This is a genomic window from Acinetobacter sp. 789_lipA (genome assembly GCF_058242845.1).
In genome coordinates this window covers 650,115-671,033 of sequence record NZ_JBZAYS010000001.1, presented here as the reverse complement: position 1 = coordinate 671,033, position 20,919 = coordinate 650,115, and the positions used below count along the sequence as shown (strand labels likewise).

22 protein-coding genes and 1 pseudogene are annotated in these 20,919 nt (G+C 43.6%); 15 read left to right on the top strand and 8 right to left on the bottom strand.

What is annotated here, in order from left to right; all coding sequences use genetic code 11:
* The first annotated feature begins 138 nt into the window (after positions 1-138).
* Together AC4CUZ_RS03165 and AC4CUZ_RS03160 are read left to right on the top strand one after the other, a co-directional pair.
* Positions 139-405, top strand: coding sequence for a type II toxin-antitoxin system TacA family antitoxin (locus AC4CUZ_RS03165; protein WP_017396924.1), 267 nt, complete (start codon positions 139-141; stop codon positions 403-405).
* Positions 395-883, top strand: a complete 489-nt coding sequence (locus AC4CUZ_RS03160) for a GNAT family N-acetyltransferase (RefSeq protein WP_005401637.1) — start codon at positions 395-397, stop codon at positions 881-883. The genes AC4CUZ_RS03165 and AC4CUZ_RS03160 overlap by 11 nt, the downstream gene beginning before the upstream one ends.
* A gap of 597 nt (positions 884-1,480) precedes the next feature.
* Here AC4CUZ_RS03160 and glmS read toward each other — a convergent pair.
* The 7 genes from glmS to ribBA are packed head-to-tail and all read right to left on the bottom strand — an operon-like array spanning position 1,481 to position 8,210.
* Entirely contained in the window at positions 1,481-3,319 is a 1,839-nt protein-coding gene (gene glmS, locus AC4CUZ_RS03155) for a glutamine--fructose-6-phosphate transaminase (isomerizing) (protein WP_490747202.1), read from the bottom strand.
* A 12-nt stretch (positions 3,320-3,331) separates the two neighbouring features.
* Positions 3,332-4,696 carry a bifunctional UDP-N-acetylglucosamine diphosphorylase/glucosamine-1-phosphate N-acetyltransferase GlmU gene (gene glmU, locus AC4CUZ_RS03150; protein ID WP_419380904.1) on the bottom strand — a complete coding sequence of 455 codons (1,365 nt, stop codon included), beginning with the start codon at positions 4,694-4,696 and terminating at the stop codon, positions 3,332-3,334.
* A gap of 20 nt (positions 4,697-4,716) precedes the next feature.
* Positions 4,717-5,238, bottom strand: a complete 522-nt coding sequence (locus tag AC4CUZ_RS03145) for a phosphatidylglycerophosphatase A family protein (RefSeq protein ID WP_201707024.1) — start codon at positions 5,236-5,238, stop codon at positions 4,717-4,719.
* Positions 5,216-6,133 carry a thiamine-phosphate kinase gene (thiL, locus tag AC4CUZ_RS03140; RefSeq protein WP_419380903.1) on the bottom strand — a complete coding sequence of 306 codons (918 nt, stop codon included), beginning with the start codon at positions 6,131-6,133 and terminating at the stop codon, positions 5,216-5,218. Before thiL ends, AC4CUZ_RS03145 begins: the two co-directional genes overlap by 23 nt.
* A gap of 9 nt (positions 6,134-6,142) precedes the next feature.
* Entirely contained in the window at positions 6,143-6,601 is a 459-nt protein-coding gene (gene nusB, locus AC4CUZ_RS03135) for a transcription antitermination factor NusB (RefSeq protein ID WP_005401642.1), read from the bottom strand.
* Between the two features lie 4 nt (positions 6,602-6,605).
* Positions 6,606-7,076, bottom strand: a complete 471-nt coding sequence (gene ribH, locus AC4CUZ_RS03130) for a 6,7-dimethyl-8-ribityllumazine synthase (RefSeq protein ID WP_419380902.1) — start codon at positions 7,074-7,076, stop codon at positions 6,606-6,608.
* Between the two features lie 18 nt (positions 7,077-7,094).
* Complete coding sequence (ribBA, locus tag AC4CUZ_RS03125; protein ID WP_178895906.1) at positions 7,095-8,210, bottom strand: bifunctional 3,4-dihydroxy-2-butanone-4-phosphate synthase/GTP cyclohydrolase II; 1,116 nt, start codon at positions 8,208-8,210, stop codon at positions 7,095-7,097.
* Positions 8,211-8,730: 520 nt separating this feature from the next.
* Here ribBA and AC4CUZ_RS03120 point away from each other — a divergent pair.
* Positions 8,731-10,125: a methylenetetrahydrofolate reductase C-terminal domain-containing protein gene (locus AC4CUZ_RS03120; protein ID WP_419380900.1), complete on the top strand. Its 1,395-nt coding sequence runs from the start codon at positions 8,731-8,733 to the stop codon at positions 10,123-10,125.
* A gap of 2 nt (positions 10,126-10,127) precedes the next feature.
* On the opposite strand, the gene AC4CUZ_RS03115 is transcribed toward AC4CUZ_RS03120, so the two are convergent.
* Complete coding sequence (locus tag AC4CUZ_RS03115) at positions 10,128-10,793, bottom strand: epoxyqueuosine reductase QueH (protein WP_010325597.1); 666 nt, start codon at positions 10,791-10,793, stop codon at positions 10,128-10,130.
* 376 nt (positions 10,794-11,169) lie between these two features.
* Here AC4CUZ_RS03115 and AC4CUZ_RS03110 point away from each other — a divergent pair, with 376 nt between their 5' ends.
* The 12 genes and pseudogenes from AC4CUZ_RS03110 (at position 11,170) to AC4CUZ_RS03055 (ending at position 20,917) form a co-directional block, all read left to right on the top strand.
* Positions 11,170-11,292 carry a hypothetical protein gene (locus tag AC4CUZ_RS03110; protein ID WP_004684300.1) on the top strand — a complete coding sequence of 41 codons (123 nt, stop codon included), beginning with the start codon at positions 11,170-11,172 and terminating at the stop codon, positions 11,290-11,292.
* A 696-nt stretch (positions 11,293-11,988) separates the two neighbouring features.
* Positions 11,989-12,906: a LysR family transcriptional regulator gene (locus AC4CUZ_RS03105; protein ID WP_078389415.1), complete on the top strand. Its 918-nt coding sequence runs from the start codon at positions 11,989-11,991 to the stop codon at positions 12,904-12,906.
* 144 nt (positions 12,907-13,050) lie between these two features.
* Positions 13,051-13,671 (top strand): beta-ketoacyl synthase chain length factor, encoded by a 621-nt coding sequence (locus AC4CUZ_RS03100; protein ID WP_419380931.1) that lies wholly within the window; start codon positions 13,051-13,053, stop codon positions 13,669-13,671.
* Entirely contained in the window at positions 13,665-14,477 is an 813-nt protein-coding gene (locus AC4CUZ_RS03095; protein WP_419380899.1) for a lysophospholipid acyltransferase family protein, read from the top strand. Before AC4CUZ_RS03100 ends, AC4CUZ_RS03095 begins: the two co-directional genes overlap by 7 nt.
* A complete protein-coding gene (locus AC4CUZ_RS03090) occupies positions 14,461-14,721 on the top strand; it encodes a phosphopantetheine-binding protein (protein WP_005012584.1) in 261 nt (86 codons plus the stop codon). The genes AC4CUZ_RS03095 and AC4CUZ_RS03090 overlap by 17 nt, the downstream gene beginning before the upstream one ends.
* Positions 14,722-14,730: 9 nt before the next feature.
* Positions 14,731-14,979, top strand: coding sequence for an acyl carrier protein (locus tag AC4CUZ_RS03085; RefSeq protein WP_419380898.1), 249 nt, complete (start codon positions 14,731-14,733; stop codon positions 14,977-14,979).
* Positions 14,976-15,530, top strand: a complete 555-nt coding sequence (locus AC4CUZ_RS03080) for a COG4648 family protein (RefSeq protein WP_490747201.1) — start codon at positions 14,976-14,978, stop codon at positions 15,528-15,530. Before AC4CUZ_RS03085 ends, AC4CUZ_RS03080 begins: the two co-directional genes overlap by 4 nt.
* A 77-nt stretch (positions 15,531-15,607) precedes the next feature.
* Complete coding sequence (locus AC4CUZ_RS03075; RefSeq protein WP_490747200.1) at positions 15,608-17,269, top strand: ApeI family dehydratase; 1,662 nt, start codon at positions 15,608-15,610, stop codon at positions 17,267-17,269.
* 14 nt (positions 17,270-17,283) lie between these two features.
* Complete coding sequence (locus AC4CUZ_RS03070) at positions 17,284-18,018, top strand: glycosyltransferase family 2 protein (RefSeq protein ID WP_490747199.1); 735 nt, start codon at positions 17,284-17,286, stop codon at positions 18,016-18,018.
* Between the two features lie 17 nt (positions 18,019-18,035).
* Positions 18,036-18,950: a lysophospholipid acyltransferase family protein gene (locus AC4CUZ_RS03065; protein WP_490747198.1), complete on the top strand. Its 915-nt coding sequence runs from the start codon at positions 18,036-18,038 to the stop codon at positions 18,948-18,950.
* A gap of 5 nt (positions 18,951-18,955) precedes the next feature.
* Positions 18,956-20,488, top strand: coding sequence for an HAL/PAL/TAL family ammonia-lyase (locus AC4CUZ_RS03060; RefSeq protein ID WP_201707032.1), 1,533 nt, complete (start codon positions 18,956-18,958; stop codon positions 20,486-20,488).
* Positions 20,489-20,497: 9 nt separating this feature from the next.
* Positions 20,498-20,917, top strand: a pseudogene (locus AC4CUZ_RS03055) (acyl-CoA thioesterase).
* The last annotated feature ends 2 nt before the right edge of the window (positions 20,918-20,919 follow it).

Below are 20,919 nucleotides of genomic sequence, written 5' to 3'. Positions count from 1 at the left end.
ATTCATTCTGGTTCATAGTAAAATGTTTATTTTCTATTCCAAATATTTTAGAACAAAATATGTAAATTTGGATCTTAAAGTACTACCTTAATCTGCTATAATTTGTACATCATTATGATGTACAAATTGGTGGAAAATATGGCTAACTTAGCAACAGAACGAATCAATGTTCGTTCAACCGTAGATGCAAAGATTGTAATTGAGCAAGCTGCGAATTTATTGGGTCTTAGTGTGAGTTCCTTTATGATCCAATCCTCATTTGAACGAGCAAAAGAATTACTTAAATCTAATCACGAGTTAAAAGTAAATAATGCTGATCGTGATATGTTAATGAATTTGCTTGAAAATCCGCGCCCTGCAAATGATGAGATGAAAAATTTAATGAGTTTATTGGATGAAAATTGAGGTTTTACAAGCCCATCATCAGAAAAAATCATTTAATTGTGGGCAAGATGATTTAAATAAGTTCATAAAACAATACGCATCCCAACATCAGAAATCAGGAACAAGTAAAACCTATGTTGCTATTGATGATGATGCACAGGTGAGGGGGTTTTATTGTCTATCAAGTACCTCTATAGGATTTGATGGGATTGATGCTGTTCTCACTAAACGATTACCTCGTTATCCCTTACCTTGTGTGGTTGTGGGTCGCTTTGCCGTTGATCAAGCAGCACAGGGGCAAGGAGTTGGAAAAGTACTTTTAGCACATGCTCTTAAACAAGTTTCAAAAGTTGCTCAAATTATTGGTGTTAATTTTGTTGTAATACATGCTAAGGATCAAAAAGCTATGGAGTTTTATCAGCGGTTTGGCTTTATCTCATTAACATCAAATCCATTAACATTAATATATCCAGTGAATGAAATACCTCATTTTAAATAAGGTGGGCTGCTAGTAACAGGAATAGCTAATAGACTTATTCAGAGTTTGCACATAGTTCCTTAACCCTTATTTTGCTTTATGACCAAATACTGCGTCTAATTATGGTAATTTAATTAAGTTTGTTTTATTTTTTATCTTAAGTTGTTGATATATATTATTCATTGTTTTTTGGTTTTAAAATTAAGTTTGTATTAATATTTACTATCTTTAATTTTAGATGAAATTAAGTTTGTATAAGATTCTTCCGCTTTAAAATGCGAATTCTTGCCCAGAAAGGCGAAGCATACTTTAAATAAAATGAAATGTTTTCAAGGTGAGGTCAAAAAGGAATGCTTTTTGAATCTAGGGTGGGATTTTTTCCATATTTATATTATTGAATATATTGGTAATAATTTTATATTTCTGGTGTGATGCTAATTTGAGTTTAATTATATTAAAAACCCTGTAGACTTGGTGTAGAACCACTAGGTCTACAGGGTAGGGTTTTGTTTGTTCATTTCATTAATGTACAAACTAAAATAATTAAATCTAAACTTAATTATTTGATACAAACTTAATTATACGAACACAACAACAACCCAGCCTTTATTTAAATAATTATTCTACAGTGACCGATTTAGCGAGGTTTCGAGGTTGGTCGACATCCGTACCACGAAGGACTGCAACATGATAAGACAGCAGTTGTACAGGCACGCTATAAACAATTGGCGCCAGTATTGGGCTAATGCTTGGTACATAAACCACATGCTGACGGTCTTTGGCTTTAATGCCGCTATTTTCATCGGCAAAGACAAAGAGTTCACCACCACGGGCTTGAACCTCTTCCATATTCGATTTGAGTTTATCGAGCATGTCATCTTTCGGTGCGAGAATGACCACAGGCATGTCATTGTCGACTAAAGCGAGCGGACCATGTTTAAGTTCACCTGCGGCATAGCCTTCAGCATGGATATATGAAATCTCTTTGAGTTTTAACGCCCCTTCAAGTGCGATCGGGAAATTCGTGCCACGACCTAAGAATAAGCAGTGCTGCTTCTCTACGAAGAGTTCAGATAAACGTAAAATTTCAGGGTCATTACGTAAGGTATCTAAAATTACTTTAGGGGTATGCCAAAGTTCAGCCGTAATATCAGCCACATGCTGTACAGAAATGCTCTTCTTGACTGTACCGATTTTTAGGACCAATAACATCAGTGCTGCAAGCTGCGTGGTAAACGCCTTGGTCGATGCTACACCAATCTCAGGACCCGCCAGTGTAAGCAAGCTATGATTGGTCTCACGTACCATAGATGATGTTGCGACATTACAAATAGTCATGGTGGTGATGTCAGCACCTTTTGCTGCAGCACGCTTTTGGGTATCACGCAGTGCGGCTAAAGTATCAGCGGTTTCACCAGACTGTGAAATGCAGACATAAAGCGTGTGATTGACAATGACAGGGCTGCGATAGCGGAATTCGCTCGCAATTTCTACTTGGCACGGTAAATCAATCAGTTGTTCAAACCAATATTTGGCAATCATGCCTGCATGGTAGCTGGTCCCGCAGGCAATGATTTGGATTTGCTGAATTTTTTGAAAATCAGCGACTGCATTGGCAAGAAAATCTTCACGCAGTGCATTGCCATCTAGGGCTTGAGAAATGGTTTGTTGAATTGCTTCAGGTTGCTCATAAATTTCTTTGAGCATGTAGTGCTTATATTCACCTTTAGATGCATTACTGACGGCAGCATCTAATTCTTTGATTGGGCGCTCGACCCGTTGACCAGCGACAAAAACTTCAATGCTATTGCGGGTTAAACGAGCAATATCACCTTCTTCAAGGTAAATAAAACGATTGGTAATCGGCAGTAAAGCCAATTGATCTGAACTGATAAAGTTTTCGCCAATGCCGACCCCAATGACCAAAGGTGAACCTTCACGCACAGTAATCAGTTCATCTGGATGGTCAGTATGTACGATACCCAGTGCATAAGCCCCTTTAAGCTGAGGCACGACTTGTTGCACAGCTTCCAGCAAGCTTGGAGTTGACTTTAAGGCATCCTTCACCAAGTGAGCGACCACTTCGGTATCGGTCTGTGAGGTAAATACATAGCCTAAAGCTTCAAGATCATCTTTGAGTTCTTGATAGTTTTCAATAATACCGTTATGGACTACAGCAACATCGCCTGAAATGTGCGGGTGTGCATTATCTTCAGTGGGTTTGCCATGGGTTGCCCAACGTGTATGTGCAATACCCAGAGAACCTAGAATACCCGATTGATTAACGGCTTCTTCTAAATTGGAAACTTTACCGACACGTCTTTCGCGTAAAACTTGGCCTTGATTGACCAGCGCTAAACCCGCAGAGTCATAGCCGCGATATTCAAGGCGCTTTAAACCTTCAATTAAAATATTGGTAATACTACGTTCTGCAACGCCACCGACAATACCGCACATAGTCTAATCCTCTTATTTCTTCATCTTTTGTGGACGTTGATAGTTTTCTTTTGCAACTTGCTTAGAGCGTTCTACCGCTAAACTATTCTCTGCAACATCACGGGTGATGGTTGAGCCAGCCCCGACAGTTGCGCCATTGCCAATGGTGACAGGTGCAACCAATGAGCTGTTGGAGCCAATAAATGCAGCATCACCAATGATGGTTTTAAATTTATTTGCACCATCATAATTACAGGTAATAGTCCCAGCACCAATGTTCGAGCCTGCACCAATTTCAGCATCACCTAAATAGGTAAAGTGGTTGGCTTTTGAACCGAAGCCAACGCTGGTGTTTTTGACTTCAACGAAGTTACCAATATGCACTTCAGCAGCCAGTTTTGCACCTGGTCGTAAACGAGCAAAAGGACCAATCTGCGCATCTTCGCCGACCATAGCATTATCAAAGAGGCTATACGGCTGAACTTTTGTACCTGCTGCGATCTTGGTGTTTTTGATGATACAACCTGCACCAATTTCTACATGGTCGCCAAATTCACATTCGCCTTCAATAATCACATTGATGTCGATGCGTACGTCTTGCCCAACGGTTAAATTTCCACGAAGGTCAAAGCGACTTGGGTCAATCAGATGAACACCCTGCTGCATCAACTTTTTGGCTTGATCGGTTTGGAATTGGCGTTCTAATGCGGCGAGCTGAATACGATCATTCACTCCTTCAACTTCGAAGGCTTGTTCAGGCTCAACCGATGCGACTTGCATCCCATCAGCTAAGGCCATTGCTACAATATCAGTCAGGTAATATTCACCTTGTGCATTGTTATTGCTGAGTTTAGGTAACCATTCGTGCAATTTGGCATTGCTGACACAGTAAATACCCGTATTAATTTCTTTAATCTGATGCTGCTCTGTGGTCGCATCCTTATGTTCAACAATCGCTTGAATTTGACCATTCTCACGTACAATACGCCCATAACCTGTTGCATCGGCTAAAGTTAAAGTCACTAAGCCAATGCTTGTCTCGGCAGTTGCATTGAGTAATTTTTGTAGCGTGTTTTGAGAGATGCAAGGCACATCACCTGATAAAATCAGTGAGCTACCTTCCTGTGGAAGGACAGGGAGTGTCATTTGCACCGCATGACCTGTTCCGAGTTGCTCTGCTTGTTCCACCCATTCAATCTTTTCATGAGTAAACGTTTCTTGAACTCGTGCACCGCCATGCCCATAAATTGTAATAATATTGGCTGCATTTAATTTTTTTGCAGTGTCGATGACATGACCAAGTAAAGGACGTCCTGCAAGTGGTTGTAATACTTTGGGTAAAGAAGAACGCATACGTGTTCCTTTACCTGCAGCAAGAATAATAACAGTCGTTGACATGTTCTAATCCTAAAAATGGCCTAAGCCACAGTGAAATAAAAATAAATCCAAATACAAAGCGCAGCCCATAGCCCTGCAATCAGGTCATCGAGCATAATGCCAAAACCACCCTCGACTTTTTGGTCAATGACGCGAATTGGCCAAGGTTTCCACACATCAAAAATACGAAATAAAACAAAACCCAGCAGTAGCCAGAGCCAATTCATTTGCCCTAAATACAGGACAGGTAAAAAGGTGATGGACTGGCCAGCAAACTCATCCCATACAATACGCCCATCATCATGTACGCCCATCACTTTGGCGGTATGCCCACAGATATAAATGCCAATCAGAGACATGAGGATGATGGCAATAATGGTGTTCGATAAGCCAATTGCAAGCCAAATCGGGACGAACAGCAGCGCGAAGGCAGAACCAAAGGTACCCGGTGCTTTGGGTGCTAACCCTGAGCCAAACCCTACACCGCAAAACACGATGAAACGGTCATACCAAGACATCTGACGAAAGAGGATAGGGGGCTTATGCAAAGTGTTGATATCCATTAAATTGCAAGGAATGGTCTAAGCCATTTTGTTGAAAACGCAGACCACTTTCGGCATCAATTTTTCCAATGACACTGATGCTGCTATGGTTTTGTTGTTGCAAAAGTTTTTCATAATTCTGCGGGCTTATTGTAAAGCATAATTCATAGTCATCGCCACCCGCCAAAGCATATTGCCATTGTTGTTCTCGTGTTAAATCTTGTAGCGTGGTGTTGATGGGCAATTGATCAAGCTGTAGGGTCGCGCCCACATGGGATGCTTTTAAAATATGACTTAAGTCTTGTGCTAAGCCATCTGACACATCAATCATACTGTGCGCTAAGCCTTTGAGTGCTTGCCCCAGTTCACAGCGTGGGGTAGGGTAGTCCAAACGGTGTTGGAGAGGGTGCCCCAAGTGTTGCAGGGCAAAAGCAGCATCGCCGACCGTACCACTGACACAAATCAAATCACCCACTTGAGCGGCAGAGCGAGTGATGGCTTGATCGATATCGACCCAGCCTAGTGCAGTCACGGAAATAGTGAGATGTGGGCTTTGGGTGGTGTCTCCACCAATTAAACTCACGCCAAATTGATCACAGCAATCATATAAACCCTGACTAAAGCCTTTGAGCCAGTCATGATCAATTTGGGGTAAGCTCAAGGCCAGTAAAATACTCTGAGGTTTCGCGCCCATTGCGGCGATATCAGATAAATTGACCGCGACAGATTTCCAGCCAATCGCATGGGGGTTGGTATCAAGCGGGAAGTGACGTCCAGCAACCAGAGTATCGGCGCAAATGACCAGTTGTTGCTGTGGTGGTGGGGTGAGCAAGGCTGAGTCGTCACCGACGCCTAAATCGACAGAATGAAGACTCTTACGATTAAAATAGGTTTCAATGATCGAAAACTCAGCCATACAACAAATCTACAACTGTGAGTTCGCTTGTTGCTTTTCTGCTGCACGTAAAGTCGTCGCTAAACGATCTAATACACCATTGATGTATTTATGGCTGTCGGCACCGCCAAAATGCTTAGCAAGCTCGATCGCCTCATCTAAAACCACGCGATATGGAATTTCAAGGTGTTCCTTGAGTTCATATGCGCCTAAACGGAGGGTCGCAAGTTCAACGCCGTCAAGCGCAGAAACTTCGCGATCAAGCACAGGGATTAAGAGCGCATCCAATGCTTCATGATTGGCAACCACTTGGGTTAACAATTCATGATAATAGCTCAGATCCACTTTGTGCATGGCATTTTCCACACGCGTACGTGCTTCAATCTCATGGACTGGATTGTGGCTCATTTGCCATTCGTAAATTCCTTGTACAGCAAAGCGACGTGCTTTACGTTTTGCTGCATAAGTTGCTTGCAATGTTTGCGACATAGCGTTAAATAGCCTTTAACAAGTTAACCATTTCAATTGCAGTAAGAGCAGCTTCGCCGCCTTTATTACCTGCTTTTGTACCCGAGCGTTCAATCGCTTGTTCAATACTATCCGTAGTCAATACACCATTAATCACTGGAAGACCAGATTCTAGGCCAACCACGCCTAAACCTTTGGCACATTCACCTGCAACAAAGTCGAAGTGCGGTGTGCTACCACGAATCACAGCACCCAGTGCAATGATGGCATCGAAGCGTTTAGACGCCACTAATTTTTTAGCCACGACTGGAAGTTCCCACGCGCCTGGTGCATGAACAACAGTGATATTATCCTCTGATACACCATGACGTTTCAATGTATCAATTGCACCTTCTAATAGATGTTCGACAACAAAACTATTAAAACGACCCACTAAAATCGCATAACGGCCTTCGCTAGCGAGATGTAACATACCTTCAATACGGCGAATTGCCATAGCAACCTCGATGATTTTTTAAGTTGTTTGATGTGCGGTGATATATTCCACCACTTCTAAATTAAACCCAGAGAGTGCATTAAAGCGTAAAGGTGAGCTCAAAAGCTTCATCTTTTCTACGCCTAAATCACGTAAAATTTGTGCGCCCACCCCAATGGTTTGGTACTGCTGAGATAAAGCAGCATTGGATTTGGTTGTTTTTGGTGCTGTAAGGCTGTCTAAGGCTGGGCCTAAGTCTTGTAAATGACGCTGACCAATCCAGACTAAAACACCCCGATCGCTGCTTGCGATTTCTTGCAGCGCTTTGTCGAGATTCCATGCGGGCTCGCCGTCTTTTTTGTTGAGCTTGAGCAGGTCACGAACAGGGTTGAAACCATGGACACGAACGGTGGTTACCCCTTCTTTTGGTTCACCTTTCACCAAAGCCAAGTGTATATCTGGATTACCTAATTCGCGGTAACGGTATAAGTCAAACGTGCCATATTCGGTATCAATGCTTTGCTGATCAATCCGTTCAACCGTTTGCTCGTTGGTCATACGGTAGTGAATCAGATCCGCGATGGTGCCAATTTTTAAACCATGCTTTTCAGCAAAAATTTCAAGATCGGCACGACGCGCCATCGTGCCATCTTCATTGATGATTTCACAGATGACCGATGCAGGCTCTAGACCTGCTAGGCGAGATAAATCACAACCTGCTTCGGTATGACCTGCGCGGTGTAGAACGCCACCAGGCTGAGCCATCAATGGGAAAATATGTCCTGGTTGAACGATATCTGATGGTTTGGCATGTGCCGCTACTGCCGTTTGAATGGTATGCGCACGTTCTGCAGGTGAAATTCCTGTAGAAATACCTTCAGCCGCTTCAATGGAAAGCGTGAAGTTGGTGCCATGTTGTGCGCCATTGGCATCGACCATCAATGGAAGATTCAATTGTTTACAGCGATCACGGCTGAGCGTTAAACACACCAAACCACGTGCGTGGGTGATCATAAAGTTGATGTCTTCTGCGCGAACATGGGTCGCTGCGATAACTAAATCACCTTCATTCTCACGATCTTCGTCATCCATCAGGATGACCATTTTACCTGCACGGATATCTGCAACTAGCTCTTCAACGGTATTGAGCGGCATCAACCTTCACCTTCATCGTTGTCGCCATGGACGACATATCATTTGTTTTCATTGGCACATAGTTTAAGCTTTTTTCAGGCTTTTGCCTATGTGCGAATCATTTCCTTGAGTCGTCCATTGTTATACACAGTCAGTCCCAGCTTGAAAAGATGCCTTTATTTTAAAAAGCTGAAATATGCTTAGTCTTTAAGCGATTGAAAAGCATAAAAAAGAACAATCTTATCGAAAATAAGTCAATCGGCGCAGTAAATAAGGGGTCTAGACAAATGTTGCACTATTGATGGCTTATGGTTGAGCGGTAAAGTCGTTCTTTTTTGAATTTGACCATCAGGTTCAGTTTTAGCAGGGTACTGCAACTAATGAATCAGACCGGGGTGGATATTTGAGTTCACTCATGGGGTAGGGGGTGGTCCAAAAATATATTGAATATGCCGTAGCGAACAACCAGACGATTCGTCATCTATTTTTGATTTTTTGATATAATTCTTCTTTTTTAATCCTCTGGATTATTTCTTCTGTGATGTCCTTACTTGCTCAATATTTTGCACAGCAACAATTTTGCGTATTGGTTGAATACTTAAGCGCACACCAAGCCCAGTGGTCTGTGAAAACTCAATTTGCAGGCTTTCCTGCGGCTATGACGCTGGCCGATCGGGTGCATGCAGATGACGATGAAGCGCCTTTGCAAGTCGCCAAACAGTATCCACAAGAGATTGAGAAAGTCATTCACTTTTCGGGGAAAGCGCGTGATATACAAGACTTTGAGCAGTTTTTGAAAGATGCAAAAACACAGGGTCAAAAGAACCTGTTGCTTTTAACAGGCGATAAATTAAAACAGCACCACTATAGCCATGACCTAAAGCCACGAACACGTTATTTGGAGTCGGTGAATGCTGTCATGGAAGCCAAACGCCAAGGCGGTTTTCATATTGGTGTGGCGTTTAATCCGTTTAAATATGCGGAAGCGGAAAAAGAGGCGCAATATCTGAAACTGCATAAAAAGATGAAAGCAGGGGCTGATTATGTGATTACCCAATTGGGCTATGACATGACTGCTTTGCAAGATGCACATGCATTTTTGGTGCAGCATCAGTATGCTCAGAAAATTTTAGCCTGCGTCATGCCACTGACCTTGGCACGGGCTAAGTTTATGCTGAAGCATAAAGTGGCGGGTATAGTGATCACCCCGCATATGTTGCAGGTATTGCAACAGGAAAAAGAACAGGGTTTAAGTGATCGCGTTTATGTGCGCTGCGCATTACAGATTCTAATGTGTCGACATTTGGGTTTTGCGGGGGTGCATTTATCGGCTTGCCATCAGCCTGAAGAACAAAGCTTACTGGAGCGTTATATTGAAGAATATCGGCATTTGAGTTTTGCTGAGTGTGAACGACTTTGGAATACGCTTTGGCAGGTGCAAACAGGCACAGAGTTTCATCCGAAGCTGGATTGTTATTCGCGACCTGCGACCTCAAGTCAGATTATTAAGTACCAACATCTGCATCTGATGCACGATGCTTTATTTGAATCTAAACTGGCCAAAGGCGTGGGGCGGTTTATTTTCAATTTCAATGTTTGGGATCGCTCGCGTGCCAATCAAGTACTACTGAAAACAGAACATTTGAGTAAACATGCAGTGGTGGGCTGTGAAAGTTGCGGTCAATGCCGTTTAGGCGAGACTCTGTATATTTGCCCAGAAACTTGCCCCAAAGGCTTGGCCAATGGGCCCTGTGGTGGAACCAGCTTAGACCGCTGTGAATTTGGTGACCGTGAATGCATTCACTCAGTCAAAGCACGCTTAGCCAAAGCCGTTGGACAAACCAAGATCTTAAAAGAAAAGCTGATTCCGACCGTGTCGATTGCGGTGCGTGGAACCAGCTCTTGGAAAAATTGGTATGTGGAGTCTACTGGCTGAAATCAGCTGTCCTGATCCATGGCATTGGAATAGAACTTTTGTCCGAGTTTGATCCGTTCACGGCCTTGACTCATGCGCCAACGGTTGCTATCCCGCAGTGAATACACACAGCCGCAGTACTCTTGTTGATAAAACTCTTCACGTTTGCTGATGTCCAGCATGCGTACCGCACCGCCATGCTTGCGCCAGTTGTAGTCCCAGTAGTGAATGCCTGCATAATGTGAAGCAGAACGGTGGCCGCACTCATTGATCTGTTGCATATTCTTCCAACGGGAAATACCGAGAGAGCTGCTGATTAGACTAAAGCCATGTTCTGCCGCATATAACGCTGTCCGTTCAAACCGCATATCAAAACACATGGTGCAACGGATCCCTTTCTCTGGCTCATTTTCCATACCTTTAGCGCGTGCAAACCAGTTGTCTGTGTCGTAATCACAGTCAATAAATGGAATGTGATGTTTTTCTGCAAAGCGAATATTTTCTTCTTTGCGAATCAGATATTCCTTTACAGGATGAATGTTGGGGTTATAGAAAAAGATAGAAAAATCGATACCTGATTCAATCAGGGTTTCCATGACTTCACCTGAGCAAGGCGCACAGCAGGAATGCAAGAGCAGTTTGTCATGACCTGTGGGGAGGCTAAGTTTCTGACGTTCGAGCTTCGACATATTGAATGGTTTTTATCTATTTAAACCAGACAGTTTAAAACGTCTAACGAGTGGATCAACGGCGATTAGATGAAGAATTCTCAGGATGAGCTGATGAATTTTCATGATTAAAATCGACTTTGGCCGATGAATAAGACCTGTATTGAGCGCTGTAGATGAGTAGAGAGAGAACATTTGAGAGGCCCAAACTTGCATAATGGAGCGAGATTCGTCATCATTTACACAAAGGGTGTTTAACAGTTGTGTTAGATAGGTATTCGTTGAAGGCGGGCCACTTCAACAGCATGAAAGAGAGTATCTAGCTGTGCTTCATTTTTTTACTACGCCTTCCAATAAGGAATTGGAGTGTCGTCATAACTTTCAGTATGAGACCGATATGCGTTTGATCCAACGCTGTAAATTCCTTGAAGATCAAGATGAGAAAAAAGCCATTCAACATCTTTTAAAAGAACGGGGTTATACCAAAGCTGAGATTTTAAAGCTCACCATTGATGGTTAAATCTAAGATTTAAAAAAAGCTTCCTATTTTGGAAGCTTTTTTGTTTTTACATGTTCTGTTTGGCTTCTCACCAGTTTGAGAGACAAGTGACTTTGATTCGATATTTACATAATGCTTCACGTGGAACATAAAAAAGCCCGAAGACTAGGGTGGTGAGAAGTTCTGCTGTCAGCACGGTATGCTTTTTCAGCGCTTTAGCTTGCTCAATTTGGATAGAAGATCAGAATCATCAGTTCTCAATATTTGAGCTGAATTTAACTCAGGTACAAGAGCATGCTGCTTGCTGTCAAATGATTTCGCTATATCAAAGTAGAGATATCACAAGAGTTCGATGCATAGCCACGAGTTAAATAGGACCGTTGGTGGGCTGGATTCGGTCGTTGTACCTCTCAAAAACTGAAGGGATCACGCTTCAACCTAGGCATGACCAAGAGATAGTCTTAAAAGTCATCCACAGTTATAAAAGAAAGCCTTACTTCGATTAGCGCTCATGCACGGATCATGAAGATTATGAATTTAAATGCTTAAATTTTTCATTTTCTGTAAATTGGGCGAATATTTTCGTTGTGGATCATAAATATTAAAGTGAAATAAACTAATTAAGTAGAAATTAAGATGAGAAAAAATAATCAAATGTGGCTTTTATAGGTTAAGCTATACCGTATTCATCAAGATTAAAAAATTGGGCTGTGCCAGATGTTAGAACTCCGCCATTTAAAAACCTTAACCGCTTTAAGAGAGCATGGCTCATTGGTGGCTGCTGCGGGAGACCTATGCTTAACGCCTTCTGCTTTATCACACCAGTTGCGTGAGTTAGACCAATGGTTTGGGGTAGAGGTGGTGAACCGTCGTAGCCGTCCAGTTAGCTTTTCTAATATTGGACAGCGTTTATTAAAACTAGCGGATGAAGTATTGCCGCAGGTACAAATTGCACAAAGCGACATCACCCGTATTGTGCATGGTCAAACTGGACGAATTACTTTTTCCTCCGAGTGTCATAGCTGTTTCGATTGGTTAATGCCGTTGTTAAATCAATATCGCCAACAGTATCCAGATGTTGATCTGGACTTCGCTTCAGGTTTTGAGGCCAATCCGCATGAGTTATTGCAGACAGGTGAATTTGATTTATTAATTACGGCCGACCCGATTGCGTTAAAAGGGGTGGAATATTTCCCGATTTTTGAGTACGAATCGCGTTTGGTTTTATCCAACACCCATCCTTTGGTTCGTGCCAAAGATATTACCGTGCAAGAACTTGCAGAAGAAACCTTGGTGACTTATCCAGTAGATAAGCACCGTTTAGATATTATGTCGCGTCTGTTTATTCCGGCCAATATTCTGCCGAAACAGATCCGCACCACCGACCTCACCCAAATGCTGATTCAGCTGGTAGCCAGTGGGCGTGGTATAGGGGCATTACCCGATTGGGTGGTGAACGAATATGAACAAAAGGGTTGGGTGACTTCGCGTCGTTTGGACTGCGTAGCGCCTGAAGGTTTGCGTAGGACTCTTTATGCAGGCTATCGCACTGAGGAAAAAGAGAAAGATTATTTCGAAGGCTTTTTAAAACAATTGGATAAATTTGCCAAAAAAAGAACGCAATATTACCTCTAGTCACTCTTATTTTATGGAGGAGGATCAGTGTTGCTGTATCCTCCTTTTTTGAACATATCAGCGCTTGTTATTTTTTGTGAAAAATGTGGCTCAGTGCTATAATTGCGCGCCTGATAATTTATCAACTTTTAAACACTGATCATGATGATGCAACTCCACGTATCCCGCTTGAATATGAGCTTGGTTGATCAAGAATTATCAGCTATAGAACACATTCCTGCGATGCAACGCCGACGCTTATCGCGTCTGGCAAAGCTGGCTTTGAATAGCGCAATGCAGACTTTAGCCACCCGCAAGGTCGATTATATTGTTTGGGTGTCGCAATATGGCGATGAAGCAAAAACACTGAATATTTTAGAAGATGTGTTACGCGAGCAAACCCCTTCACCGACTCAATTTTCAACCTCAGTACATAATGCAATTTCGGGCTTATATTCTATTTTATGTCAGGATGCGACACCTGCGACCAGTTTGGCGGGTTCGTGGAATGATGGACTGATTGAAGCCTATGCGTGGCTAAAAACAAGGCCAGAAGCTCGTCAGGTTTTGCTGGTGTATTATGATGAAGCCTTGCCAGACATTTATGCCGAGCATCAGCCATTTGCTGCTTTTGCGATGGCCACGATGATTTCATTAGCGCCTGCCAACTTGATGTTGACGCCAAAGCATACGGATGCAACGCCAGCCTATCAGCAGGCTTTGGCATTTAACGCATTTTGGAATAATCCTGAGCAAACTGAATCTGAAGCGTGGACGAAATGCTGAACTTAAACCGAATCAAGCAGAAAGCAAACTATGTCTGGCGTGTTGGAGCGACAGGGTTTAGTTTTGCCAGCTTTGGCTTAGGCGGCGTGGCGATTGGTGGTTTGATTGCACCCTTGGTCAAGCTGAGTTCAGCAGACCCTGAGCTGCGAAAGCAGCGTACTCAAAAGGTGATTAAACACAGTTTTAAAGGTTTTACCGAAATGATGGTGAAACTGGGCATTATGACCTATACGGTTGAAGGTTTAGACAAACTACAGCACAGTCAACAAGAGTTGGTGATTGCCAATCATCCGACACTGATTGACGTGGTGGTTTTAATTGGTTTAATGGAACAAGCAAACTGCGTGGTCAAGCAGGCACTGTGGTCGAATCCTTTTACCAAAGGTCCTGTGCAAAGCGCAGGCTATATTTTAAATGCAGGTTCTGAACAATTTATTCAGGACTGCGTACAAAAATTACAGCAGGATCATGCGGCGTCCTTGTTGATCTTTCCTGAAGGGACACGGACAGCCAAAGGTGAGCAGCTGAATGACTTTCAGCGTGGTGCGGCCAATATTGCCCTGCGTGCAGGTGTGCCGATCCGCCCTGTGCTGATTAGCTGCACGCCATCGACCCTGACCAAAAATGAAAAGTGGTATCACATTCCAGAACAGCCTTTTCATATCCATGTGAAAGTGTTGGATGCGATCCGAGTGGAAGACGTATTGGATGATGTAACGGTCAATCCCAAAAATGTGCGTCAATTAAATCAACAATTACAATGGTTTTTTAACCAAGAGTTATCCGTAAATGAGCAATCTTGCTGATGAATTAAAGCAAATGATTATTGATGTCCTCGCCCTTGAAGACATCCGTATTGAAGACATTGATACAGACGCCCCTTTGTTTGGTGATGGTCTGGGTTTGGACTCGATTGATGCTTTAGAACTGGGTTTGGCATTGAAAAAGCGCTATGGCATTCATCTAAATGCAGAGTCTGCAGAAACCAAAGAACATTTTAAATCAATTCAAAGCTTAGTGGCTTTGGTTGAAGCACAGAAAACAGCATAAGAGGTTGCTATGCTTGCACAAGAAACCGTGTTAGAAAAATTACGTGAGTGGATGGAAGAGCTGTTTGAAATTGCGCCTGAAGATGTGCAGTTAGAATCAAACTTAGCTTCAGACCTCGATGTTGACAGTATTGATGCCATTGATTTGGTCGTAAAAATTAAAGAGCTGACAGGCAAACAAGTCAATCCTGACGACTTTAAAAATGTACGTACCGTACAAGATGTGGTGCTCGTGATTCAGAATATGTCTGCTGCATGAACAATATTTTAAAAGGGATAGCAGGGGTCGGATTGATCCTCTATCCTTTTTTTGTAGCTTATGCTTTGGCGCATGGACAGTATGTCTGGGTCAGTGCTGTACTGATTGTGCTAGGCATCCTGCGCTTATTGAGTAAGGGCAATGCCTTGCTGTGGCCATTGACGGGTTTTGCCATTTTATGTGGCGGGCTGAGTTTGATTTTAAAAGATCATGCGTGGCTTAAACTCTATCCTGTCTTTATGAGTCTCGGGGCACTATTTATTTTTGCCAGTACCTTGATTCGACCGCCTTCAATGATTGAACGTTTTGCACGTTTGGCAGAACCTAATTTGCCCGAAGAAGGGGTAGAATGGACCCGTCAAGTGACCAAAGTTTGGTGTGGTTTTTTCTGCATCAATGCGGTCATTGCCCTGATCACTGTTTTCTTTGCACCGATGAAGATTTGGGTGCTGTATAACGGCTTGATCTCTTATGTCTTGATGGGTGGGTTGTTGCTGGGTGAATTTGTGTTGCGTAAACGCCAGCAGCGACTGCATCAGGCACAGAAATAACAGCATCTTCGTCAGGGCAACTGAAATAGTGGCCTCGAACTATCGCGATTAGAAAAACGGTTTTAAAAACAAATTATATGTCTTGTCATTTTCAACACCATCTCCATTCATCACGTCCCTTGTGTATTCAGGCGGACTCTAGTTTTGTGTCCTTTCACACTTTTTGGTTGGATGTGGCTGAACAGGCTGCGCAAATTCAGCAGTTGGAACAGCCGGTATGGGTGCTTTGGCAAGAAGACAGTTATGAGTTTTTAGTATTGTTGTTTGCAGCCTTGCAAGCAGGTAAACAAGTGCTATTGCCGCCGCATCGGGTCAGCGACTTAGAAAAAGAATTGGCTGAACAGCAGATTTACTTTTTAAAACGTTTGCCGTCAACAGTAACGACAACCTTCGAGCTTCAATTTGATGCGGCCTTTTTCAATCAGGCGCAGTTGTATTTTTATACTTCGGGCTCAACTGGGCAGCCGAAAAAGATTCCGCGCACTTTGCAACAACTGTTCAATGAAGTCTGTGGTTTAGAAGCCAGTTTTGATTTGCCTGAGCAAGCGGTTGCGATTGCCACGGTGAGCCATCAACATATTTATGGTTTGTTGTTTAAGTTGTTGTGGCCCTTAGCCAGTGGACGCAGTTTCTATCAAAAACAACTGGCTTTCCCTGAAGATGTGGTTGATGTTCAAAAGAAAATCACCTGTGTGCAGTTACCTAATTATGTGATTTCCAGCCCCGCTTTGCTGAAGCGCTGGACCACAGATGTGGTATTGCAAGACTGTCATATGGTCTATTCTTCTGGTGGAAAGTTGGATGCTGGTGTGCGTCCTTTGCTGAACCGTCCGATTACCGAAGTGTTTGGCAGTTCTGAAACAGGCGGGATCGCTCACCGTCAGGCAGATGATGCGCTATGGACACCCTTCGCCAATGTCGAAATCGAGTGTGCCGAACAGCAAGAGTTAGCCGTTAAAACTGATCATGCCTTTAGCGCGGATTGGATTTTGACAGGGGATAAAGTGCGGCTCGTGGATGCAGATAATCTCAAAAGTCCATTTCAGCTATTGGGACGTTTGGACCGCATTGTCAAACTTGAAGAAAAGCGGTTAAGTCTCGATGCGATTGAAGCGAAAATCGCTGAATTGGTCGAAATACAGCAGTGTCATGTTTTAATTCATGAAAAAGAACAGCGCCAGATTTTGACGGTGGTAGCGGTGCTGACCGAGGAGGCAAGGGTACTGCTCACCGAAAAGGGTAAAGCCGCCTTTACTGCACAACTGAAAAAACAATTACAACAAAAACTGGAAAGCATTGCGATTCCGCGGCAGTGGCGGTTCTTAACGCAAATGCCACAAAATGCACAATCGAAGTTGAATCAACAGTATTTAAAATCACTCTTTCAACCGATGATCTTGCCTGTGGTGTTGATGCAGCAATCTCAGGATACGCAGATCAGTTATGCTTTGGAATTTATTCCAGAGCTGGAGTGTTTTAAAGGGCATTTCCCTAACTTTCCGATTTATCCGGGCGTAGGGCAAATTGGATTTATTCAACATTTTGCCAAACAAAACTGGGCGGATTTACTGTGGTGTAATGGTTTTGAGCAGTTAAAATTTCAGGGATTGATTCAACCCTATCAAGCGGTGGAACTGCTGCTTAGCCGTAAAGCGCATAAGGTCAGCTTTGAGCTGAAAAATCATGACAAAATATTGGCATCAGGACGTTTGCTGTTTGCTGTGCCTGTAGACGTTTAAGCCGAGAGACAAAAATGAAACACTGCTTTGTGATTCCTGTGTATAACCATCCGCATTATTTGGCCGCGTTATTATCACATTTAAGCTCTTTTGAGTTGCCGATTATTATGGTGAATGATGGCAGTGATGCCGATTGTACGGCGGTGTTACATCAGCTCGCGCATGACTACCCAAGGGCCGATTTGGTTGAACATACCCACAATCAAGGTAAGGGGCAGGCGGTGATCACAGGTCTCAAGCATGCCTTTCAATCTGGTTATAGCCACGCCTTGCAACTAGATGCTGATGGACAACATGACTGGCAGGATGTGCAACGCTTTTTAGACACCTCTATCCAGCATCCCGAAGCCATGATTATTGGTCAGCCGATCTTTGATGCGACTGTTCCAAAAAAACGTCTCTATGGCCGTTATGCAACCCATATTTGGGTGTGGATTAACAGCCTGTCTTTTGACATTAAAGACAGCATGTGTGGCTTCCGCATTTATCCTTTGGCGCAGACGGTGAACATTTTAAATACAGCCAAGTTTCAACCGCGGATGGGCTTTGACTCGGAAATTTTGGTGCGTTTGAAATGGGACAATGTATCGTTTATCAATCTGCCCACGCATGTGATTTACCCTGAAGGCGGCATTTCACATTTTGATGTTTGGCGTGACAATTTGGGCATGGCACGCGCGCATAGTCGCTTATTGGGTGGCATGCTGCTGCGGTTCCCCAAGCTGATTTATCAGAAAGTCAAAGGCTAAGGCGGTCAGAGAAGCATATGCAGAAATGGAGCGCCGTGAAAGAGCGGGGTGGGATGTTACCGCTGATGCTGATGCTGGGTTTCTACCGTTTAGGTGGGCGCTGGCTGTGCCGAGTCATCTTATACTTTGTGATTTTATGGTATTGGCTTTTTTCCAATACTGCGCGTCAGGCTTCCCTGTTGTACTTAAAAAAACTGCATCATTTTGCAGGTGCACAGTCGCCATTTCAGACTGAGCCACAGCTGTGGAACAGCTATACGCATTTGATGCAATTTGGCGAATGTATTTTAGATAAAATTGAGGGCTGGCTCGGGCATATTCCTGAGCAGAACTTAAAGCTACATGGTCATGCGCACTTTCGTTCGCACTATCAAAAAGGTGCGGTGATTGTGGTGTCACACTTTGGCAATATTGAATTGTTACGTGCCATCAAAGCAGAGCATTCGCAGAAAATTAATGTGTTGGTCTATCAAAAGCATGCCACCAAGTTCAATACATTTTTAAAAAAACTGAATGAACATGCCGATGTTAATTTGGTTTCGGTGGATGAGCTAGGAATCGAAACAGCACTGATTTTGCAGGATAAATTGGAACAGGGTGAATGGGTGATTGTGGCAGCAGACCGCGTACCCGTGCAGTCAGATCGGGTACAATCGGTTGCTTTTTTAGGCGAGCAAGCGCTGTGGCCGCAAGGTGCGTGGATTTTGGCCAGTTTATTGAAAGCTCCTGTGTTGGCAGTGTTTTGCTATAGAGTCAATACACATTTTGAAGTGCATATTCATCAAGTCGCGGAGCAGTTAAATTGGCCGCGGAAAGAGCGTTTACAAGCCATGCAACAGACCACACGACAGTATGTGGAACTGTTGGAACAGCATTGCATACGTGCGCCCTATCAATGGTTTAATTTTTATAATTTTTGGAATAAAGGATAAGTTTTGTGTTAATTGTTGGGGAAGTTCCGCTCAGTATTGAAGATGTTGTGGCTGTAGCGCGTAAAGAGAAACAGGTGGCATTGCCTACCTCTGCTGAATGGACAGCATTGATTCAACGTGGCGCAGATTTCCTTGATCAGCTGTTGCAAGACGAAGGCGTCATTTATGGCGTGACCACGGGTTATGGCGACTCGTGCTTGGTTGAAATTCCAGCCCACCAAGTGCATGAGTTGCCGCTGCATTTGTCGCGTTTTCATGGCTGTGGCATGGGACAAAACTTAGACCTAATTACAGCACGTGCTGTCGTGGTGGTGCGTTTATGTTCTTTGGCACGTGGCTATTCGGGTGTCTCGCATGCCTTGTTGCAGCGGTTGGTCTGGATGTTGAATGAAGATGTGATTCCTGTGATTCCCTCGGAAGGTTCGGTTGGTGCCAGTGGGGATCTGACGCCTTTGTCTTATATCGCTGGGGCCTTGGTTGGTGAGCGCGATGTGTACTATCAAGGTCAGATCGTGCCGATTGCGCAAGTGTATGCCGAAAAAGGTGTGCAGCCTTTGGTGATGCGTCCTAAAGAAGGCTTAGCTCTCATGAATGGTACAGCGGTGATGACTGCTATCGCTTGCCTGAATTATAAAAAAGCCGAACAGATTTCTTTTGCCAGTACTTTGATCACCGCATTGAATGTATTGGCTTTAGAAGGGAATCCAAGCCATTTTGATGAAGTCTTGTTTGCACAAAAACCACATCCGGGACAGCAACATATTGCAGCTCAGTTACGTGACTGGTTAAACAGTGAAGTGCAGACCGAACACCAAAGTTCACGCCTGCAAGACCGTTATTCACTACGCTGTGCACCGCATGTGATTGGGGTGTTTGAAGACTCCAAAGTGTGGCTGCGTCAGTTTATTGAAAATGAGCTGAACTCAAGCAATGACAATCCATTGATTGACCCTGTGAACCTGCGGGTACTGCATGGTGGACATTTCTATGGCGGACATATTGCCCAAGCCATGGACAGCCTGAAAATTATGATTGCGAATATTGCCGACCTGATGGATCGTCAATTGGCGCAGTTGGTTGATTATAAAATGAACAATGGCTTGCCACGCAATTTAACCGGTTCAAGTGCTGAGCGTTTACCACTGAATCATGGCTTTAAAGCGGTGCAAATCGGGGTTTCGGCATGGACGGCAGAAGCTTTGAAACAGACGCTTGCTGCGTCGATTTTCTCACGCTCAACCGAATGTCATAATCAAGATAAAGTCAGCATGGGCACCATTGCTGCGCGTGATGCCAGCCGTGTGATTACTCTGACCGAACAAGTGATTGCGGCACTCAGTTGTGCAGCGGTTCAGGCGGTCAAACTCAAAGGTGTAGATACAGAACTCAGTCCTGTTTTAACCGCATTTCAACACTGGGTGCTTCAGAGCTTCACCTATGTAGTGGAAGATCGTCCTTTGCAACAAGAGCTTCAAGCATTGGTTAATCGCTTTGAGCATTTAGAACTGTTAGACAGCGTTGCTGTTCAATATTCATAGGAAATGAGCATGCATGCTGATGTAATCATTGAAGTGCCTTTTCATGATGTTGACACCATGAATGTGGTGTGGCACGGGCATTATTTAAAATATTTTGAAATTGCGCGCTGCAAACTGCTGGATCAATTTCACTATAATTATAACTAAATGCGCGACTCGGGCTATGCATGGCCAGTGATTGAAAGTCATGTCCGCTATGTACAAGGCATTGAGTTTGAGCAAAAAATTCGCGTGCGTGCCATTTTAAAAGAATGGGAAAACCGCCTGAAAATTGAATATCTGATTTTCGATGCAGTTTCGGGCAGAAAGCTGACCAAGGGCTATACCTCGCAAGTGGCGGTGCACATTGAAAAACGTGAAATGTGCTTCCAGTCGCCACAGGTGTTGTTGGACTGTTTAAATGCATGGCCTGAGTTTAAGGCGGAGTAATG

Coding starts and splice junctions, on each gene's coding strand:
- AC4CUZ_RS03165 (WP_017396924.1), top strand. CDS start 139: ATGGCTAACTTAGCAACAGAACGAATCAATGTTCGTTCAACCGTAGAT.
- AC4CUZ_RS03160 (WP_005401637.1), top strand. CDS start 395: ATGAAAATTGAGGTTTTACAAGCCCATCATCAGAAAAAATCATTTAAT.
- glmS (WP_490747202.1), bottom strand. CDS start 3,319: ATGTGCGGTATTGTCGGTGGCGTTGCAGAACGTAGTATTACCAATATT.
- glmU (WP_419380904.1), bottom strand. CDS start 4,696: ATGTCAACGACTGTTATTATTCTTGCTGCAGGTAAAGGAACACGTATG.
- AC4CUZ_RS03145 (WP_201707024.1), bottom strand. CDS start 5,238: ATGGATATCAACACTTTGCATAAGCCCCCTATCCTCTTTCGTCAGATG.
- thiL (WP_419380903.1), bottom strand. CDS start 6,133: ATGGCTGAGTTTTCGATCATTGAAACCTATTTTAATCGTAAGAGTCTT.
- nusB (WP_005401642.1), bottom strand. CDS start 6,601: ATGTCGCAAACATTGCAAGCAACTTATGCAGCAAAACGTAAAGCACGT.
- ribH (WP_419380902.1), bottom strand. CDS start 7,076: ATGGCAATTCGCCGTATTGAAGGTATGTTACATCTCGCTAGCGAAGGC.
- ribBA (WP_178895906.1), bottom strand. CDS start 8,210: ATGCCGCTCAATACCGTTGAAGAGCTAGTTGCAGATATCCGTGCAGGT.
- AC4CUZ_RS03120 (WP_419380900.1), top strand. CDS start 8,731: ATGTCCTTACTTGCTCAATATTTTGCACAGCAACAATTTTGCGTATTG.
- AC4CUZ_RS03115 (WP_010325597.1), bottom strand. CDS start 10,793: ATGTCGAAGCTCGAACGTCAGAAACTTAGCCTCCCCACAGGTCATGAC.
- AC4CUZ_RS03110 (WP_004684300.1), top strand. CDS start 11,170: ATGCGTTTGATCCAACGCTGTAAATTCCTTGAAGATCAAGATGAGAAA.
- AC4CUZ_RS03105 (WP_078389415.1), top strand. CDS start 11,989: ATGTTAGAACTCCGCCATTTAAAAACCTTAACCGCTTTAAGAGAGCAT.
- AC4CUZ_RS03100 (WP_419380931.1), top strand. CDS start 13,051: ATGATGCAACTCCACGTATCCCGCTTGAATATGAGCTTGGTTGATCAA.
- AC4CUZ_RS03095 (WP_419380899.1), top strand. CDS start 13,665: ATGCTGAACTTAAACCGAATCAAGCAGAAAGCAAACTATGTCTGGCGT.
- AC4CUZ_RS03090 (WP_005012584.1), top strand. CDS start 14,461: ATGAGCAATCTTGCTGATGAATTAAAGCAAATGATTATTGATGTCCTC.
- AC4CUZ_RS03085 (WP_419380898.1), top strand. CDS start 14,731: ATGCTTGCACAAGAAACCGTGTTAGAAAAATTACGTGAGTGGATGGAA.
- AC4CUZ_RS03080 (WP_490747201.1), top strand. CDS start 14,976: ATGAACAATATTTTAAAAGGGATAGCAGGGGTCGGATTGATCCTCTAT.
- AC4CUZ_RS03075 (WP_490747200.1), top strand. CDS start 15,608: ATGTCTTGTCATTTTCAACACCATCTCCATTCATCACGTCCCTTGTGT.
- AC4CUZ_RS03070 (WP_490747199.1), top strand. CDS start 17,284: ATGAAACACTGCTTTGTGATTCCTGTGTATAACCATCCGCATTATTTG.
- AC4CUZ_RS03065 (WP_490747198.1), top strand. CDS start 18,036: ATGCAGAAATGGAGCGCCGTGAAAGAGCGGGGTGGGATGTTACCGCTG.